This is a genomic window from Enterobacter hormaechei subsp. xiangfangensis, assembly GCF_001729785.1.
Classification (GTDB): Bacteria; Pseudomonadota; Gammaproteobacteria; order Enterobacterales; family Enterobacteriaceae; genus Enterobacter; species Enterobacter hormaechei_C.
Window position 1 is genome coordinate 4,232,019 of record NZ_CP017183.1, and the last position, 18,954, is coordinate 4,250,972.

Sequence of the window (18,954 nt, forward strand, 5' to 3'; positions counted from 1 at the left end):
GTAAGAATTCGATTGCAACCCCAGAGTCCGGATGCATCTTATGACTCTGGTGACAGCTTATAACAGAGGATAACAGCGCATGGTGCTTGGCAAACCGCAAACAGACCCGACTCTCGAATGGTTCTTGTCTCATTGCCACATTCATAAGTACCCATCAAAGAGCACGCTGATTCACCAGGGTGAAAAAGCGGAAACGTTGTATTACATCGTTAAAGGCTCGGTGGCCGTGCTGATCAAAGATGAAGAAGGGAAAGAGATGATCCTTTCTTATCTGAACCAGGGCGATTTTATCGGTGAACTGGGCCTGTTTGAAGAAGGCCAGGAACGTAGCGCCTGGGTTCGTGCAAAAACAGCATGTGAAGTGGCTGAAATTTCTTATAAGAAATTCCGTCAGCTGATTCAGGTCAACCCTGACATCCTGATGCGTCTCTCTTCCCAGATGGCACGCCGTCTGCAAGTGACCTCTGAGAAGGTGGGTAACCTCGCCTTCCTGGACGTAACCGGTCGTATCGCGCAGACGCTGTTGAACCTGGCGAAACAGCCAGACGCCATGACCCACCCTGACGGTATGCAAATTAAAATTACCCGCCAGGAAATCGGTCAGATCGTCGGCTGCTCCCGTGAAACAGTGGGCCGTATCCTGAAGATGCTGGAAGATCAGAACCTGATCTCCGCCCACGGTAAAACCATCGTGGTTTACGGGACCCGTTAATTCCGGTCAAACGGCGTGCCGCCGCAGGGTGGCACGCCGTTTTTGTCTCTACTCCTCATGTGGCGCAGGCTGATCTATCACCCGGAAGTTAACTACGCACTGCGACAAACGCTGGTGTTGTGTCTTCCCGTGGCCGTGGGCCTGATCCTCGGACATCTTCAGCAAGGCCTGCTGTTTTCCCTCGTGCCCGCCTGCTGCAACATTGCCGGTCTGGATACGCCGCATAAACGCTTTTTTAAACGTCTGATTATTGGCGGCTGCCTGTTTGCCGGCTGTAGCCTTGCCGTACAGCTCTTACTGGCCCGCGACATTCCTCTGCCTCTGATCCTGACCGTGCTGGCGATGACGCTCGGCGTCACCGCCGAAATCAGCTCGCTACACGCCCGCCTGCTTCCCGCGTCGCTGATTGCCGCCATCTTCACCTTAAGCCTTGCAGGCAACATGCCGGTGTGGGAGCCATTGCTAATCTACGCCCTCGGCACGCTGTGGTACGGGCTGTTTAACTGGTTCTGGTTCTGGCTGTGGCGGGAACAGCCGCTGCGCGAATCCCTGAGCCTGCTCTACGTGCAGCTTGCTGAATACTGCGAAGCAAAATACACCCTGCTCACTCAACATACCGACCCGGAAAAATCCCTGCCGCCGCTACTGGCGCGCCAGCAAAAAGTGGTGGATCTGATCAGCCAGTGCTATCAGCAGCTGCACATGCTTGCCGCCAACAAAAATCATGAATACAAGCGGCTGCTGCGAATCTTCCAGGTCGGGCTGGATTTGCAGGAGCATATCTCCGTCAGCCTTCATAATCCGGAAGAGGTGCAAAAGCTGGTGGAGCGCAGCCATGCAGAAGCGGTGATCCGCTGGAACGCGCAGACCGTCGCGGCCCGCCTGCGGGTGCTGGCTGACGATATCCTCTATCACCGCTACCCGACGCGCTTTAACATGGACAAACAGCTCGGCGCGCTGGAAAAGATTGCGCGTCAGCACGCGGAAAACCCGGTCGGGCAATTTGCTGCCTGGCATTTCAGCCGCATCGCCCGGGTGTTACGTACCCAGCGCCCGCTTTATGCGCGAGACCTGATGGCCGATAAGCAAAAACGGCTGCCGCTGCTGCCCGCGCTCAAAAGCTATCTTTCACTGAAATCTTCCGCCCTGCGCAATGCCGCGCGGATCAGTGTGATGCTGAGCATCGCCAGCCTGATGGGGATGGCCCTGCACCTGCCGAAACCCTACTGGATCTTAATGACCGTACTGTTTGTTACCCAGAACGGCTATGGCGCCACGCGGGTGCGCATTCTGCATCGGGCGGGCGGTACGATGGCGGGGCTGATTATCGCGGGCGTGACGCTGCACTTCCACGTGCCGGAGGGCTATACCCTGGCCGGTATGCTGGCAATCACGCTGGTGAGCTATCTGATTATCCGCAAAAACTACGGCTGGGCGATGGTGGGCTTTACGGTGACGGCGGTGTATACCCTTCAACTGCTCACGCTTAACGGGGAACAGTTTATTATTGCCCGTCTGGTCGATACGCTGATTGGCTGCCTGATCGCCTTTGGCGGCATGGTCTGGCTGTGGCCGCAGTGGCAGAGCGGGCTGTTGAGGCAGAACGCCCACGACGCGCTGGAAGCTGACCAGCAGGCCATTCGTCTGATCCTGAGCGATGACCCACAGCCCTCTCCGCTGGCCTACGAGCGAATGAAGGTCAACCAGGCGCATAACGCCCTGTTCAACTCCCTTAACCAGGCCATGCAGGAGCCGGGCTTTAACGCGCACTATCTGGCTGACATGAAGCTGTGGGTCACGCACAGCCAGTTTATCGTCGAGCACATCAATGCCATGACGACGCTGGCGCGGGAGCACACGATGCTGACGCCGGATCTGGCGCAGCGCTATTTGCAGTCGTGTGAAATTGCGTTGCAGCGCTGTCAGCAGCGCCTGGAGTATGATGCACCGGGCGAGTCAGGTGATTCGAACATTCTGGAAGCGCCGGAGACGCTGACCCACGGGCCGATGAGCACCCTTGAGCAGCATTTACAGCGCGTTCTCGGCCACCTGAACACCATGCACACCATTTCGTCGGTGGCATGGCGTCAGCGCCCGCATCACGGGATTTGGTTAACGCGCCGGTTAAAACGAACCGCGTATTAGCCGCTGACGATCTTCGCGACTGCCGCGGCAAAACGGGTTAATCCGTCTTCGATGTCTTTGTCTTCCACCACAAGCGATGGCGCAAAGCGCATCACGTCCGGCCCGGCATTGAGCACCATGACGCCTTCGTGCGCGGCGGCGTGCAGGAAATCGCGCGCGCGGCCTTTATACTGAGGCTTCAACTCGGCGCCAATCAGCAGCCCCATTCCGCGGATTTCGCTGAAGACATCAAACTGTTCGTCAATCTGCTGAAGATGTTTCACAAACAGATCGCGTTTCGCATTCACGCCATTCAGGACGTCCGGCGTATTAATGATATCGAACGCCGCACCCGCCACGGCACACGCAAGCGGATTACCGCCGTAGGTGGAGCCGTGTGAGCCCATATGAAATGCGGAAGCGATATCCTGGGTAGTGAGTACCGCACTGACCGGGAAACCGCCGCCGAGCGCTTTCGCGCTGGTCAGAATATCCGGCGTTACGCCGTAGTGCATATAAGCGAACAGATCCCCGGTACGACCCATCCCACACTGCACTTCATCAAACACCAGCAGCGCCTGGTGCTCGTCGCACAGTTCGCGCAGCCCTTGCAGAAATTCCGGAGTGGCCGCCGTGACGCCGCCTTCCCCCTGAATGGGCTCGACCACCACGGCACAGGTGTGATCGTCCATCACCGCTTTAACGGCGTGCAGATCGTTAAACGGCACGTGGATGATATCCGCAGGTTTCGGACCAAAGCCGTCGGAATACTTCGGCTGGCCGCCCACGGAAACGGTAAAGAACGAGCGACCGTGGAAGGCGTTATGGAAGGCGATGATTTTGGTTTTGTACGGACTATGACGCGTGGTTGCGTAGTAGCGCGCCAGCTTAAAGGCGGTTTCGTTGGCTTCGGTGCCGGAGTTCATAAACAGCACGCGTTCGGCGAAGGTGGCATCGATGATCTTACGCCCCAGACGCAGCGCCGGTTCGTTGGTGAACACGTTGCTGGTGTGCCACAGCGTTTCGCCCTGCGTTTTCAGCGCGTCCACCAGCGCAGGATGGCAATGGCCCAGTGCCGTCACCGCAATACCGCCTGCGAAATCAACATACTCGTTGCCCTGCTGATCCCAGACGCGGCTGCCTCTCCCTTTCACCGGGATAAATTCAGCCGGTGCATAAATCGGCAGGATCACTTCATCGAATGTCGCGCGGGTAATTGCTGGTTGTTCAGTTGCCATGTCATGACCATCCATTTTTATGTCACAGTTATTGTGAAAATATAATCACAAAATATGCATAAAAAATCACAGCAAGGCAACCGATATTCAGCGATTAAGGAAATTAGCCAGCAGCGCGTGCCCCTGTTCGCTGAGAATGCTTTCCGGGTGGAACTGCACACCTTCCAGATCGTACTCGCGGTGGCGAATGCCCATGATCTCCTGCGTCTCGCTCCAGGCGGTAACCTCAAAGCAGGCCGGCAGGGTCGGCGGATCAATAATCAGAGAATGGTAGCGCGTCACGGTTAACGGATTGTTTAGCCCCAGGAATGCGCCGGTACCGGTGTGTGTGATCGGTGAGGTTTTGCCATGCATGACTTTCGCGGCACGGACAATGGTGGCGCCAAAGACCTGCGCAATGGCCTGGTGACCCAGGCAGACGCCCAGAATCGGCAGTTTGCCCGCATAGTGTTGGATTACCGCCAGCGAGATGCCGGACTCCGACGGGGTACACGGCCCGGGCGAAATCACGATTTTCTGAGGTGCCAGCGCGTCAATGTCATCCAGCGCGATCTCATCGTTACGGCGGACAACCACCTCTGCCCCCAGCTCGCAAAAATACTGGTAGAGGTTCCAGGTAAAGGAATCATAGTTATCAATCAGCAGAATCATGACGGCTCCTGAAAAAATGGCCGCCCTATTTTACGCAGATTCCCGCGCTTCGCTCACAACTTTGGCGAAGATGACGTTCAGGGCGGTCAAATCCCCCATCGCCCCGCTCTGGTTGGCGGCAGCCCAGTCGTCCGGGTCGATCCCCTGCCAGTTCAGCACGTAGCCCGCATGAATAGCCAGTTGTTCAAAGAAGATCCGCTGGGCCACGCCATTACCGCTCATAAACGGATGTAGCATGTTGATTTCACAGTAGTAATGACTGATTCTGTCTGTAAACTCTTCTTTCTGAAGGCCTACCAGATATTTATCACTTTCCAGCGAAGCCATCAGCTCATTACCCACTTTCTCGATGTACTCGAAATGGCAAAAAGGAATGTCGCCCTTGGAAATATCGGCGGTGCGCAGCTCGCCCGCGCCTTTCATTTCGTTGCGGAATAAATGGCGGTGAATAAGACACAGATGGGGTAAACCCGGTGCGGAAGGCCCCAGTTCCAGCGTCTCGATATCGGGTTCAGCGGGCCCCTTACCTTTTTCAAGGAGGCAGCTGGCCTGAAAATTGACACTACGTTGTTGCTCCCAGAGACGGGATTTTTGCTTGTCGGTGAGTTTTTTCACTACGCCTCCCTGAATAGTCCGTTTGCCACAAGTATAAGCAGCAAAACGCGCTTTCGCAGGGAGGGCGGAAAGACACGGGCAGGATATGCCCGTGTGGACGAACGATTACGGCAGCACTTTCGCGGAGAGAATGACGACAGGCTTAGTCGGCACATTCTGGTATGGACCGACATCGTGAGTCTGAACCTGAGAGATCTTATCCGCCACGTCCATGCCTTTCACCACTTTGCCAAACACCGCGTAGCCAAAGTCGCGCTGACCGTGGTCCAGGAAGGCGTTATCAGCCACGTTGAGGAAGAACTGGCTGGTGGCGCTGTCTTTGTCCGCCGTACGCGCCATGGAGATGGTGCCGCGCTTGTTCAACAGGCCGTTGTCAGCTTCATTTTTGATGGGCGGGTTGGGCTGTTTCTGCTGCATCTGCTCGTTAAAACCGCCACCCTGAATCATAAAGCCCGGGATCACGCGGTGGAACGTGGTGTTGTTATAAAAACCACTGTTCACGTAGTCGAGGAAGTTTTTCACCGAAACAGGGGCTTTCTGGCTATCCAGCTCCAGCTCAATATTCCCCGCAGAGGTAGTCAGCAGGACGTGAGGGTCTCCTTTGGCTGCCAGCGCAGCAGGGGAAACGGCAGAAAGAGCAAACACAGCTGCAACAGCCGCCAGTGTTGATTTGAGCATGAGAATTCCTTAACAAAGCGCAGTATAAAAAGCGAATGGCTTGATTCTAAAGAGCAGTATGAACCCAGACCAGTCTTTTACCTAATTTTACCAAATTGAAACAATTATTACCGCGCAAACGATTGTTCACCCTGCAACGTAATGTGATCTGCATCACGTTAAAACCTGCAATTGTGCTCAAAATTTTCTGAAAAGATTTAATTAGATCACTTTCGCGACTAAAATCTGCCCGCTCAAACGCAGTCATTGCGTTTTTCTTTACTTTTAACAGGCCAGACATGACTAACAGCAATCGCATCAAGCTCACATGGATTAGCTTCTTCTCTTACGCCCTGACCGGCGCGTTGGTGATCGTCACCGGGATGGTGATGGGAAATATCGCAGACTACTTCCAGCTGCCCGTTTCCAGCATGAGTAACACCTTCACCTTCCTGAACGCGGGGATCCTGATCTCTATTTTCCTTAATGCCTGGCTGATGGAAATCGTACCGCTGAAAACGCAGCTGCGTTTTGGCTTCGTGCTGATGGTTGCCGCCGTGGCGGGCCTGATGTTGAGCCACAGCATCGCCCTCTTCTCTGCCGCCATGTTCGTACTGGGCCTGGTGAGCGGGATCACCATGTCGATCGGTACGTTTCTGATTACGCACATGTATGAAGGCCGCCAGCGCGGCGCGCGTCTGCTGTTCACCGACTCCTTCTTCAGCATGGCCGGGATGATTTTCCCGATGGTCGCCGCGTATCTTCTGGCGCGCAGCATTGAGTGGTACTGGGTATATGCCTGCATTGGTCTGGTCTATGTCGCGATCTTCATTCTCACCTTCGGCTGCGAGTTCCCGGTGCTGGGCAAAAAAGCGCAGACTACATCCGAGCCGGTTGCGAAAGAAAAATGGGGTATCGGCGTACTGTTCCTCTCCATCGCCGCGCTGTGTTACATCCTCGGCCAGCTGGGCTTTATCTCCTGGGTTCCTGAGTATGCGAAAGGTCTGGGCATGAGCCTGAACGACGCGGGTAAACTGGTGAGCGATTTCTGGATGTCTTACATGTTCGGCATGTGGGCGTTTAGCTTTATCCTGCGCTTCTTCGACCTGCAACGGATCCTGACCGTTCTGGCGGGTCTGGCGACCGTGCTGATGTATCTGTTCATCAACGGTTCCCCGGAGCATATGCCGTGGTTCATCCTGACCCTGGGCTTCTTCTCCAGCGCGATTTATACCTCGATCATCACCCTTGGCTCTCTTCAGACCAAAGTGGCCTCGCCAAAGCTGGTGAACTTCGTGCTGACCTGCGGCACCATCGGCACCATGCTGACCTTCGTGGTCACGGGCCCGATTGTTGCGCACAGCGGCCCGCTGGCGGCGCTGCATACCGCTAACGGTCTGTACGCCGTAGTGTTTATCATGTGCTTCGTGCTGGGCTTTGTGACCCGTCACCGTCAACACAACCCGGCAACAGCTACCCACTAATCGCCGTAACCCCTTTGCGTACTGCAAAGGGGTTTCCCCTGTGCTCACCCGCCCTGCCCGCCGATGGGTAAAAACCCCATTAATTTTGTGCGAAAAACGAACAAGCACAAAAATCAAACAATATCCGTCACTTATAAAAATCCTGACAAATCATAGATATACCCCCTAAGGGGTAGGTGAAGGCGTATTTGATTTGCATCAATAAGTGCCCCTGCTGAATCGTTAAGGTAGGCAGTAATAGAAAAGAAATCGAGGCAAAAATGAGCAAAGTCAGACTCGCTATCATCGGTAACGGCATGGTCGGCCACCGCTTTATTGAGGATCTTCTCGATAAAGCCGATGCTGAGCAGTTCGATATTACCGTGTTCTGTGAAGAACCCCGCAAGGCGTACGACCGTGTGCACTTGTCTTCTTACTTCTCTCACCATACCGCCGAAGAGCTCTCTCTGGTGCGTGAAGGGTTCTACGAGAAGCATGGCGTAAAAGTGCTGGTGGGCGAACGCGCTATCACCATCAACCGTCAGGAGAAAGTAATCCACTCCAGCGCCGGACGTACGGTTTTTTACGATAAGCTGATCATGGCGACGGGCTCGTATCCGTGGATCCCGCCTATTAAAGGGTCGGAAACCCAGGATTGTTTCGTTTACCGTACCATTGAAGACCTCAACGCCATCGAATCCTGCGCACGTCGAAGCAAACGCGGCGCGGTTGTCGGCGGTGGTCTGCTGGGTCTGGAAGCGGCAGGCGCGCTGAAAAACCTCGGCGTTGAAACCCACGTTATCGAATTTGCCCCGATGCTGATGGCCGAACAGCTCGACCACATGGGTGGCGATCAGCTGCGCCGTAAGATCGAAAGCATGGGCGTGAAAGTTCACACCAGCAAAAACACCAAAGAGATCGTTCAGGAAGGGACTGAAGCACGCAAAACCATGCGCTTTGCCGACGGCAGCGAGCTGGAAGTGGACTTCATCGTCTTCTCCACCGGTATCCGCCCGCGCGACAAGCTGGCAACGCAATGCGGTCTGGCCGTCGCGCAGCGCGGTGGGATCATGATTAACGACACCTGCCAGACCTCCGACCCGGATATTTACGCCATCGGCGAATGCGCCAGCTGGAACAACCGCGTATTCGGCCTGGTCGCGCCTGGGTACAAAATGGCGCAGGTCGCCGTTGACCATATCCTCGGCAGCGAAAACGCCTTCACCGGCGCAGACATGAGCGCCAAGCTGAAGCTGCTGGGCGTGGACGTGGGCGGTATTGGCGATGCGCATGGTCGCACCCCGAACTCCCGCAGCTATGTTTATCTGGACGAAAGCAAAGAAGTCTACAAACGTCTTATCGTCAGCCAGGACAACAAAACCCTGCTCGGGGCGGTGCTGGTGGGCGACACCAGCGACTTCGGCAACCTGCTCCAGCTGGTGCTGAACGCCATTGAGCTGCCGGAAAACCCGGACGCGCTGATCCTCCCGGCGCACGCCTCCAGCGGTAAGCCGTCCATTGGCGTGGATAAACTGCCGGACAGCGCGCAAATCTGTTCCTGCTTCGACGTCACCAAAGGCATGCTGATCTCCGCCATTAACAAAGGCTGCCACACCGTTGCGGCGCTGAAGGCGGAAACCAAAGCCGGGACCGGCTGCGGCGGCTGTATCCCGCTGGTCACCCAGGTGCTGAACGCCGAGCTGGCAAAACAGGGCATTGAAGTGAACAACAACCTGTGCGAGCACTTCGCTTACTCTCGCCAGGAGCTGTACCACCTGATCCGCGTGGAGGGCATTAAGTCCTTTGACGAACTGCTGGAGAAACACGGCCAGGGCTATGGCTGTGAAGTATGTAAGCCTACTGTTGGTTCGCTGCTTGCGTCCTGCTGGAACGAATATGTGCTCAAACCAGAACACACTCCGCTTCAGGACACCAACGATAACTTCCTGGCCAATATTCAGAAAGACGGGACTTACTCGGTGATCCCGCGTTCTGCCGGAGGGGAAATCACCCCGGAAGGGCTGGTCGCCGTGGGTCGTATCGCCCGTGAGTTTAACCTGTACACCAAAATCACCGGTTCCCAGCGTATCGGCCTGTTCGGCGCGCAGAAAGATGACCTGCCGGAAATCTGGCGTCAGCTGATTGAAGCGGGCTTCGAAACCGGCCACGCGTACGCCAAAGCGCTGCGCATGGCGAAAACCTGCGTGGGCAGCACCTGGTGCCGCTACGGCGTAGGCGACAGCGTGGGATTCGGCGTTGAGCTGGAAAACCGCTACAAAGGCATCCGTACCCCGCACAAAATGAAGTTCGGCGTCTCAGGATGTACCCGTGAATGTGCAGAAGCGCAGGGTAAAGACGTGGGTATCATTGCCACCGAGAAAGGCTGGAACCTGTACGTGTGCGGCAACGGCGGGATGAAACCTCGCCACGCGGATCTGCTGGCCGCCGATCTCGATCGCGATACGCTGATCAAATACCTCGACCGCTTCATGATGTTCTACATCCGTACCGCCGATAAGCTGACCCGTACCGCCTCCTGGCTCGATAACCTCGAGGGCGGCATCGACTACCTGAAGTCGGTCATTATCGACGACAAGCTGGGCCTGAATGAACAGCTGGAATCCGAGATGACTCGCCTGCGCGAGGCGGTGATCTGCGAGTGGACCGAAACCGTGAACACGCCAGCGGCGCAGACGCGCTTCAAACACTTTATCAACAGCACCCAGCGCGACCCGAACGTGCAGGTGGTGCCGGAGCGTGAACAGCATCGTCCAGCGACCCCGTATGAACGTATTCCGGTGATGCTGGTGGAGGAAAACGCATGAGCCAGTGGGTAAACATCTGCAATATTAACGACATTCTGCCAGCAACCGGCGTCTGTGCCCTGCTGGGCAACGAGCAGGTGGCGATTTTCCGTCCTCGCCACGATGAACAGGTCTATGCCATCAGCAATATCGACCCGTTCTTCGAGGCCAGCGTGCTCTCCCGCGGTCTGATTGCGGAGCACCAGGGCGAACTGTGGGTTGCCAGCCCGCTGAAAAAGCAGCGCTTCCGCTTAACCGACGGGCGCTGCATGGAAGATGAAAGCTTCTCGGTCAAACACTACGACGTCCGCGTGAAGGACGGCAAGGTGCAGCTGAAAGGGTAACCCCTCGCCTTTTCAATAGGAAAGGCTTATGACCCCTTATGGGTAACGGCAGGAAAAACCGTATGTTCTGTACGATTCCTGCTGTTATCCTGACGTCAATTCTTCCCCCGCCATGAATGCTGTGAGGTAACGTCGTGGATCACCTGCCGATTTTTTGTCAATTACGCAACCGCGACTGCCTGCTCGTGGGCGGCGGCGATGTGGCTGAACGCAAGGCGCGCCTGCTGTTAGAGGCGGGCGCCCGACTGACCGTTAACGCCCTCACCTTCGCCCCACAGTTTGACGTCTGGGCGCAGGAAGGGATGCTCACCCAGGTGCAGGGCGAATTTGATGAATCCCTGCTGGATACCTGCTGGCTGACCATCGCCGCAACGGATAACGATGACGTTAACCAGCGCGTCAGCGACGCCTGCGAAGCGCGCCGCATCTTCTGTAACGTGGTGGATGCGCCGAAAGAGGCGAGCTTTATCATGCCGTCGATTATTGACCGTTCACCGCTGATGATTGCGGTGTCGTCCGGCGGGCGCTCGCCCGTTCTTGCTCGTCTGCTGCGGGAAAAACTGGAAGCCGTGCTGCCGCAGCATCTTGGCCAGATTGCCCAATACGCCGGGCTGCTGCGTTCCCGCGTGAAGCAAACCTTCGCAACCGTGGGCGAACGCCGTCGCTTCTGGGAAAAGTTCTTTGTCAATGACAGGCTGGCGCAGTCGCTGGCCAATCAGGACACCAAAGCCGTTGAAGAGACGACCGAACAGCTCCTGAGCGAGCCGCTGGATCATCGCGGTGAAGTGGTACTGGTGGGCGCAGGTCCCGGCGATGCGGGCTTGCTGACGCTGAAGGGTCTCCAGCAGATCCAGCAGGCGGACATCGTGGTGTATGACCGTCTGGTCTCTGATGACATCATGAATCTGGTACGCCGCGATGCTGACCGCGTGTTCGTCGGCAAACGGGCAGGTTATCACTGCGTACCGCAGGAGGAGATCAACCAGATCCTGCTGCGGGAAGCGCAGAAAGGTAAGCGTGTGGTGCGTCTGAAAGGGGGCGATCCCTTTATCTTTGGTCGCGGCGGCGAGGAGCTGGAAACTCTCTGCAACGCGGGCATTCCATTCTCCGTGGTGCCGGGTATTACGGCGGCATCCGGCTGTTCTGCCTATTCCGGCATTCCGTTAACCCATCGCGACTATGCCCAGAGCGTGCGCCTGGTGACGGGCCACCTGAAAACCGGCAGCGAGCTGGACTGGCATAATCTGGCCGCTGAAAAGCAGACGCTGGTCTTCTACATGGGGCTAAATCAGGCAGCCACGATTCAGGCGAAACTGCTGGAGCACGGCATGGAAGCAGATATGCCGGTCGCGCTGGTAGAAAACGGTACCGCCATTACGCAGCGCGTGGTCGATGGCGTGCTGACGCAGCTGGGTGAGCTGGCGCAGCAGGTTGAAAGCCCGGCGCTGATCGTGGTGGGCCGCGTGGTAGCACTGCGTGAAAAACTGAACTGGTTCTCCAGCCACTAACGCACAATCTCTCTCCCGGGAGTAGTCTTGAAGCGGACTACTCCCTTCTTACCTCAATCGATAACATACCGCCCGCGTAATGGAACTTTTCCATTTATTCCCTCGTGTTACATCCAATTTTAGATTTTTAGACAAGGAATGCGTATGTTCAAACTGGCAAAAGCTGCCGTTCTGGTCGGCCTGTTATCAACTCTGACGGCCTGCACCGGTCACGTTCAAAATACTAAAAATAATTGCAGCTACGATTACCTGCTGCATCCGGCGATCTCCATTTCGAAGATCATCGGCGGTTGCGGCCCGGCGGCACAGCAGTAAGCGTTTTTCAGGCGTAAAAAAACCGGGGATGTCCCGGTTTTTTTATTGAGTCCGTATTTGTCGGGTGGCGGCTTAAGGTTTCGCCACAAACCCAATCGCCTCGTACACCGCTTTCAGGGTTTCGGAGGCGCGCGCGCTGGCTTTTTCTGCGCCCTCTTTCATCACTTTTTGCAGGAACGCTTCGTCGTTACGGTAACGGTGATAGCGCTCCTGCAACTCGGTCAGCATGCCGGAAACGGCGTCTGCCACTTCGCCTTTCAGGTGGCCGTACATCTTGCCTTCAAAGTGTTTTTCCAGCTCAGGGATGCTCTGTCCGGTCACACCGGAGAGAATGTCCAGCAGGTTGGATACGCCCGCTTTGTTCTGCACGTCGTAGCGCACCACTGGCGGCTCATCGGAGTCGGTCACCGCACGCTTGAGCTTTTTCACCACCGATTTCGGATCTTCCAGCAGGCCGATAACGTTGTTGCGGTTATCGTCAGACTTGGACATCTTTTTGGTCGGCTCCAGCAGGGACATCACGCGCGCGCCGGATTTCGGAATAAACGGCTCAGGCACTTTGAACACGTCGCCGTAAAGCGCATTGAAGCGCTGGGCAATATCGCGGCTCAGCTCCAGGTGCTGCTTCTGGTCTTCACCCACCGGCACCTGGTTGGTCTGGTACAGCAGAATGTCGGCCGCCATCAGCACCGGATAGTCAAACAGACCGGCGTTGATGTTCTCAGAGTAGCGCGCAGACTTATCCTTGAACTGGGTCATGCGGCTCAGCTCGCCGAAATAGGTGTAGCAGTTCAGCGCCCAGCCCAGCTGCGCGTGCTCTGGTACGTGAGACTGAACGAAAATGGTGCTCTTCTCTGGATCGATACCGCACGCCAGGTACAGCGCCAGCGTATCGAGCGTCGCCTTGCGCAGCTTCTCGGGATCCTGACGCGCGGTGATAGCATGCAAATCCACGATGCAGTAAATGCAGTGGTAGTCATCCTGCATGCTCACCCACTGACGTAACGCACCCATGTAGTTACCAATGGTCAGTTCACCTGAAGGCTGTGCGCCACTAAAAACGATGGGCTTAGTCATTATTCAATTCCTGATGTTCACTGTGCGAGAGCCCGAGTGCGGGCAACAAATCTTTGAAGTGGTCGAACACAACGTCCGGCTCACTCAGCGTAATGGCTTCACCGTAGTTGTAGCCGTAGGTCAACCCAACCGACGGGCAACCTGCCGCTCTGGCAGCCAGAATATCATTGCGGGAATCCCCGACAAAGAGCAGCTCCGCAGGTGCTAAGGATAATTTTCCTGCCACCAGCAATAGCGGTTCCGGATGCGGCTTTTTATTCTGTACGTCATCGCCGCCCACAATTACGGAGAAGTATTTCGCGATATTCAGCGCTTCCAGCAGAGGCGCAACGAACGGTGTCGGCTTGTTAGTCACCAGCCCCAGCGGGATGCCTTTAGCATGTAGCGCGCTCAGCGTTTCAGCGACATCCGGGAACAGGAAGCTGCCCTCTTCGACGGTCTCTTCGTAGAAACGGTCGAACAGTTTGCGCAGAATACGCTGCTGCTCATCCTGGGGAATATCCGCGTGGTCAACACTCGGTTTACCTTGCGCGGAACGCTGAGAGGCACGCTCCTGACGAGCCCAGGTCAGCGCGCGCTCCATCAGCACGTCTGCACCGTTACCAATCCACGTCACGACGCGCTCTTCGCCTGCAACGGGGAGTTCAAGGGCATACAGCGCCTGATCGACGGCGCTGGTTAATCCTGGCGCGCTGTCGACCAGCGTGCCGTCGAGGTCAAATGCTACACCCCGAATAGCCTGCAATTTATCCATGACTTACCTTCGCCAGTTCACGGCGCATTTCATCAATGACTTTTTTGTAATCCGGTTGATCGAAGATGGCGGAGCCTGCGACGAACATATCCGCCCCTGCCGCCGCAATCTCACCGATGTTATTGACCTTCACGCCGCCGTCCACTTCCAGACGAATATCATAGCCAGACTCATCGATACGGCGGCGCACTTCACGCAGTTTGTCGAGGGTCTGAGGGATAAATGACTGACCACCAAAGCCCGGGTTGACGGACATCAGCAGGATCACGTCCAGCTTGTCCATCACGTAGTCGAGATAGCTCAGCGGGGTCGCCGGGTTAAAGACCAGCCCCGCCTTACAGCCGTTCTCTTTGATCAGCTGTAGCGTGCGGTCAACGTGTTCGGAGGCTTCCGGGTGGAAAGTGATGATGCTGGCACCCGCCGCGGCGAAATCGGGTACGATGCGGTCAACCGGTTTCACCATCAGATGCACGTCAATGGGCGCGGTGATCCCGTAGTTACGCAGCGCTTTAAGCACCATCGGACCGATGGTCAGGTTGGGAACGTAGTGGTTATCCATAACGTCGAAATGGACGACATCCGCGCCAGCCGCGAGAGCTTTGGCAGTGTCTTCACCCAGGCGGGCAAAATCGGCCGACAGAATTGAGGGGGCAATCAAAAACTGTTTCATCCGCATCTCCTTGAAATGTGTTTACCGGCGGGCAAAGGCTCAGGGTCGATAAAGCGCCAGAAGTTCGTCCACCTTTTTACGTGTGCCGCCGTTGCTGCTAATGCTACGCCGCACTTTTACCTGAAAATGCTTCGCGGCTTTGTACCATTCGCGCGTATCAGGCGTGTCGTGATTCGAAATTAACACCGGAATTCTTTTGCTGACCAGCTTTTCCGCCATCTCAGCCAGACGAGCCTGCTCGGCCGGGCTGAAGCTATTGGTGTGGTAGGCGGTGAAATTTGCCGTGGCAGACAGCGGCGCGTAAGGCGGGTCGCAGTAGACCACCGAGTTTACGCCCGCCAGTTCCATGCACTTTTCATATGAGAGACAGTAGAACTCGGCATTCTGCGCTTTTTCAGCAAAGTGATACAGCTCGTCCTGCGGGAAATAGGGACGCTTATAGCGGCCAAACGGCACGTTAAACTCGCCACGCAGATTATACCGGCACAGACCGTTGTAGCCATGGCGGTTGAGATAAAGAAACAACAGCGCGCGACGGAACGGATCCTGGCTTTGATTAAACTCAGCGCGGAACTGATAGTAGACGTCCGGGTTGTTGTTCTCTGGCGTAAACAGCTTCCGTGCCTCTTCCACATACTCATCGGTACGCAGTTTGACGATGTTATAGAGGCTAATAAGGTCGCTGTTGATATCCGCCAGGATATAACGAGAAAAATCGGTATTCAGGAACACCGATCCAGCACCCACGAAGGGCTCGATAAGACACTCGCCTTTCGGCAGGTGCTTTTTAATATCGTCGAGCAGGGGGTATTTCCCCCCTGCCCATTTCAGAAAAGCGCGATTTTTTTTCATGCTGACTAACTGATTACACCTTCTCCGGCTGTGGAGAAAGCTCCGACAGCATCCTGCGCTTTAAACATTACTTCAGATCGGCCTGCACCTGATGAATCGGCTTCGCCCACGGGTTTTTCGCCTGCACGTCGGCTGGCAGCGTGGAAACGGCACGTTTTGCTTCATCTTTGGAAGCATAAATACCACTCACCAGCACATACCACGGTTGACCGTTACGGGTCGTCTGATAAACCACGTAGTTTTTCAGATTCGATTTCTTCGCCCAGGCGTTGAGGTTGTCATAGTTAGACGAACTGCTCAGCTGAAGGGTGTAGTTGCTGGAAGAGGCCGACTGCAAAGAACCCACGTTGCCCGTCGTTTTACCTGGCGAAGCGCCCGTTTTGGCTGCGGGAGCCGCAGGTGTTGTTGCAGCAGGCGCCGCTGTGGTCGCCGTCGCTTTCGGAGCAGCGGTTGCTGCTGGCGTTGGCGCTTTAACCGGCTGGCTCACCGCAGGTTTTGTCTGCGCTGGCGCTTTCGTTTCTGGCGCTTTTGCCACGGCCTGTGGTTTCGTCTCACGCTTCGGCTCAATCACAGCCTGCTTACGCTCCTGGCGTGGTGCAGTCTGCGTCTGGCGCGGTTTGGTTTCCGTTGCCGCCGTCTGCTGCTGGGCATTGCTGCCATGAACTGGCGCAACGGTGGCTGGTTCAGTTGGCAGCGTGGAGTTCACCACGGCAGCGTTAACCTGTTCCTGATTCTGCGGCTGCATCAGCGCGTTGTTCAGATCGCCCTGAACCTCAACACGCTGCTGGCCTTCAGGCGTAGCTGGCGCCTGGCCCTGAGTCGGGGTAGAAGAGACAGGCGGCAGAGAGATATCCTGACCGGCGCTGGTGTTGCCTGCGGTCTGCTCTGCGGAAGTGGTGCCCGGCGCAGGCTGAGCGCCATTCGCCTGGTTGCTCGCATCGTTACCAGACAGGTCGATGCTCTTCTCGGCAGACGCGGTCTGCTCGGTAGAATGGGTAGAAGGGGCTTTTAGCGCGGAACCAATGCCGACAATCAGCAATACCAGCACCAGAACGCCAAGGCCCATCATGATGTACTGACGGGAGGCCGGTTTTGCCGCTACCGCTTTTTTACGCTTGCGCGGTCGACGTTCAACAGGCTGTTCATCCATTAACTCTTCTTCGGATTCAAACTCCTCGTCTTCACGCTCATTGCGCGCGTTGCGGCTACGCGAAGGGCGACGATCGTCTGCATCCAGATCGACATCGTCAAAGTTGATCTGCGGCTCGTTATCACGTTCTGAAGATTGACGAGAACGACCAGTACGACGATCGCTGGGATCGGGTTTCAGCTCGTCTTCTGGTTTGAATTCATCCATTTAACACCCCACTCAAAGGCTTCTGCCAACGACTCTGCATTAACCTGAAGCTAAAACGACCACCTGTTACAGCGGTCTGACCTTTCTAGTTGTTACGCTTGCTGACAATCAGCAATAGCGCCAAGTACGACTTCGTGCGGCACTCCGCCGCGCACTTCACTTTTCCCTATTGCAAGCGGGAGTACCAGACGCATCTCACCTGCTAATACTTTTTTATCGCGCATCATGTGGGGAAGGTACGCCTGCGCAGACATTTCCTGCGGACCACTTACCGGCAAGCCAGCACGTTTAAGCAACGCGATGATACGTGCTGTCTCTTCCGGCCTGAACTGCCCCAGACGTTCAGAGGCACGCGCCGCCATAACCATTCCGGCAGCGACAGCTTCACCGTGAAGCCAGTTACCGTAGCCCATTTCGGCTTCGATCGCATGACCAAACGTATGCCCCAGATTCAGTAAAGCACGTAAGCCGGTTTCACGCTCATCTGCGGCAACGACTTCTGCTTTCAGCTCACAACAACGGCGAATACAGTAGGCCATTGCCTGCCCGTCGAGGCGCAGCAGCGCATCCATATTCTCTTCCAGCCAGGTGAAGAACTCCCCGTCAAGAATAATGCCGTATTTGATCACTTCTGCAAGGCCGGACGCCAGTTCGCGCGCTGGCAAGGTTTTCAGACAGTCGAGATCCACCACCACCGAGGCAGGCTGGTAGAACGCGCCAATCATATTTTTGCCGAGCGGATGGTTAACCGCCGTTTTACCGCCCACAGAAGAATCGACCTGTGAGAGCAACGTGGTTGGAATTTGAATAAAGCGCACGCCGCGCTGGTAGCTGGCGGCTGCAAAACCGGTCAGATCGCCCACAACGCCGCCGCCCAGGGCAAGCAGTGTTGTATCACGACCGTGCGGTTTTTGCAGAAGTGCGGTAAAGACGGTATCCAGTACCGTCAGGCTTTTGTACTGCTCGCCATCGGGCAGAATCACACTGTCGACCTTCACGCCCGCCTGCTCAAGCAGGTGACGTACACGGTCGAGATAAAGCGGAGCCAGCGTCTCGTTGGTGACCAGCATCGCCTGATCACCCGCTTTCAGTGGTAAGAAGGAAGCTGGGTCGTTAAACAAACCAGCCGCGATGGTGATAGGGTAACTACGTTCCCCTAGAGTAACTGTAATCCTCTCCATGACGCGACATCCACCTTAAATGCTTTTACCCGCAGGCGAGTGTATATAAAGCCAGAATCAGTTGCTTTCCAGCATATGAATAATCTGGTTTGCAACCACTTTAGCGCTTTGATCGTCAGTACGAATGGTCACATCAGCAATCTCTTCGTACAGAGGATTGCGTTCATCGGCCAAAGCTTCCAGAACTTCACGTGGCGGTGTTTCAACCTGCAACAACGGGCGCTTTTTATCACGCTGCGTGCGTGCCAGCTGTTTTTCGATGGTCGTCTCAAGATAGACCACTACGCCACGGGCGGAGAGACGGTTGCGGGTTTCGCGAGATTTTACAGAGCCGCCGCCAGTTGCCAGCACAATGCCCTGTTTTTCCGTGAGTTCGTTGATCACTTTTTCTTCTCGGTCACGGAAACCTTCTTCGCCTTCTACGTCGAAGACCCAGCCCACATCCGCTCCGGTTCGTTTCTCAATCTCTTGATCAGAATCGTAAAATTCCATATTGAGTTGTTGAGCTAACTGACGCCCAATAGTGCTTTTGCCGGCACCCATAGGCCCAACCAGAAAGATATTGCGTTTCTCTGCCATTTTTTCGGTACTACTAAGACTATTCGTTAATGGTAATCCCCGCTGCGCAGACA

The 18,954-nt window shown here is 55.8% G+C and carries 18 protein-coding genes; 7 read left to right on the plus strand and 11 right to left on the minus strand.

Annotated elements, in window-relative coordinates; genetic code table 11:
• Positions 1-79: 79 nt before the first annotated feature.
• A complete protein-coding gene (gene crp / locus BFV63_RS20315; protein ID WP_000242758.1) occupies positions 80-712 on the plus strand; it encodes a cAMP-activated global transcriptional regulator CRP in 633 nt (210 codons plus the stop codon).
• 57 nt (positions 713-769) lie between these two features.
• Complete coding sequence (locus BFV63_RS20320; protein ID WP_048241730.1) at positions 770-2,857, plus strand: YccS/YhfK family putative transporter; 2,088 nt, start codon at positions 770-772, stop codon at positions 2,855-2,857.
• Here BFV63_RS20320 and argD read toward each other — a convergent pair.
• The 4 genes from argD to ppiA all read right to left on the minus strand — a co-directional run bounded on the left by argD (position 2,854) and on the right by ppiA (position 6,018).
• A complete protein-coding gene (gene argD, locus BFV63_RS20325; RefSeq protein WP_172751445.1) occupies positions 2,854-4,074 on the minus strand; it encodes a bifunctional acetylornithine/succinyldiaminopimelate transaminase in 1,221 nt (406 codons plus the stop codon). The two genes, BFV63_RS20320 and argD, sit on opposite strands and share 4 nt — an antisense overlap.
• An 87-nt stretch (positions 4,075-4,161) precedes the next feature.
• Positions 4,162-4,725 carry an aminodeoxychorismate synthase component 2 gene (gene pabA, locus BFV63_RS20330; RefSeq protein WP_003861654.1) on the minus strand — a complete coding sequence of 188 codons (564 nt, stop codon included), beginning with the start codon at positions 4,723-4,725 and terminating at the stop codon, positions 4,162-4,164.
• A gap of 30 nt (positions 4,726-4,755) precedes the next feature.
• Positions 4,756-5,340: a putative adenosine monophosphate-protein transferase Fic gene (locus tag BFV63_RS20335; RefSeq protein WP_003861652.1), complete on the minus strand. Its 585-nt coding sequence runs from the start codon at positions 5,338-5,340 to the stop codon at positions 4,756-4,758.
• 105 nt (positions 5,341-5,445) lie between these two features.
• Positions 5,446-6,018: a peptidylprolyl isomerase A gene (gene ppiA, locus BFV63_RS20340; protein WP_003861649.1), complete on the minus strand. Its 573-nt coding sequence runs from the start codon at positions 6,016-6,018 to the stop codon at positions 5,446-5,448.
• Between the two features lie 278 nt (positions 6,019-6,296).
• Here ppiA and tsgA point away from each other — a divergent pair, with 278 nt between their 5' ends.
• The 5 genes from tsgA to BFV63_RS20365 all read left to right on the plus strand — a co-directional run bounded on the left by tsgA (position 6,297) and on the right by BFV63_RS20365 (position 12,431).
• The gene (gene tsgA / locus BFV63_RS20345) at positions 6,297-7,481 is read left to right on the plus strand and encodes an MFS transporter TsgA (RefSeq protein ID WP_003861648.1); all 1,185 of its coding nucleotides are present in this window, start codon (positions 6,297-6,299) and stop codon (positions 7,479-7,481) included.
• Between the two features lie 260 nt (positions 7,482-7,741).
• Positions 7,742-10,285, plus strand: coding sequence for a nitrite reductase large subunit NirB (gene nirB / locus BFV63_RS20350; protein WP_003861645.1), 2,544 nt, complete (start codon positions 7,742-7,744; stop codon positions 10,283-10,285).
• Entirely contained in the window at positions 10,282-10,608 is a 327-nt protein-coding gene (nirD, locus tag BFV63_RS20355; protein ID WP_003861642.1) for a nitrite reductase small subunit NirD, read from the plus strand. Before nirB ends, nirD begins: the two co-directional genes overlap by 4 nt.
• A 134-nt stretch (positions 10,609-10,742) precedes the next feature.
• Positions 10,743-12,116 (plus strand): siroheme synthase CysG, encoded by a 1,374-nt coding sequence (gene cysG, locus BFV63_RS20360; protein WP_045345635.1) that lies wholly within the window; start codon positions 10,743-10,745, stop codon positions 12,114-12,116.
• Between the two features lie 144 nt (positions 12,117-12,260).
• Positions 12,261-12,431 carry a YhfL family protein gene (locus BFV63_RS20365; RefSeq protein WP_008503029.1) on the plus strand — a complete coding sequence of 57 codons (171 nt, stop codon included), beginning with the start codon at positions 12,261-12,263 and terminating at the stop codon, positions 12,429-12,431.
• Between the two features lie 72 nt (positions 12,432-12,503).
• On the opposite strand, the gene trpS is transcribed toward BFV63_RS20365, so the two are convergent.
• The 7 genes from trpS to aroK all read right to left on the minus strand — a co-directional run bounded on the left by trpS (position 12,504) and on the right by aroK (position 18,901).
• The gene (gene trpS, locus BFV63_RS20370) at positions 12,504-13,508 is read right to left on the minus strand and encodes a tryptophan--tRNA ligase (protein ID WP_023298773.1); all 1,005 of its coding nucleotides are present in this window, start codon (positions 13,506-13,508) and stop codon (positions 12,504-12,506) included.
• Positions 13,501-14,262 (minus strand): phosphoglycolate phosphatase, encoded by a 762-nt coding sequence (gene gph / locus BFV63_RS20375; protein ID WP_045330082.1) that lies wholly within the window; start codon positions 14,260-14,262, stop codon positions 13,501-13,503. The genes trpS and gph overlap by 8 nt, the downstream gene beginning before the upstream one ends.
• The gene (gene rpe, locus BFV63_RS20380; protein ID WP_003861634.1) at positions 14,255-14,932 is read right to left on the minus strand and encodes a ribulose-phosphate 3-epimerase; all 678 of its coding nucleotides are present in this window, start codon (positions 14,930-14,932) and stop codon (positions 14,255-14,257) included. Before rpe ends, gph begins: the two co-directional genes overlap by 8 nt.
• A 39-nt stretch (positions 14,933-14,971) precedes the next feature.
• Positions 14,972-15,784: an adenine-specific DNA-methyltransferase gene (dam, locus tag BFV63_RS20385; RefSeq protein ID WP_023323825.1), complete on the minus strand. Its 813-nt coding sequence runs from the start codon at positions 15,782-15,784 to the stop codon at positions 14,972-14,974.
• Between the two features lie 67 nt (positions 15,785-15,851).
• The gene (damX, locus tag BFV63_RS20390) at positions 15,852-17,141 is read right to left on the minus strand and encodes a cell division protein DamX (RefSeq protein WP_048241726.1); all 1,290 of its coding nucleotides are present in this window, start codon (positions 17,139-17,141) and stop codon (positions 15,852-15,854) included.
• 92 nt (positions 17,142-17,233) lie between these two features.
• Positions 17,234-18,322, minus strand: coding sequence for a 3-dehydroquinate synthase (aroB, locus tag BFV63_RS20395; RefSeq protein WP_003861631.1), 1,089 nt, complete (start codon positions 18,320-18,322; stop codon positions 17,234-17,236).
• Between the two features lie 57 nt (positions 18,323-18,379).
• Positions 18,380-18,901, minus strand: coding sequence for a shikimate kinase AroK (aroK, locus tag BFV63_RS20400; protein ID WP_003861630.1), 522 nt, complete (start codon positions 18,899-18,901; stop codon positions 18,380-18,382).
• Between the last annotated feature and the right edge of the window lie 53 nt (positions 18,902-18,954).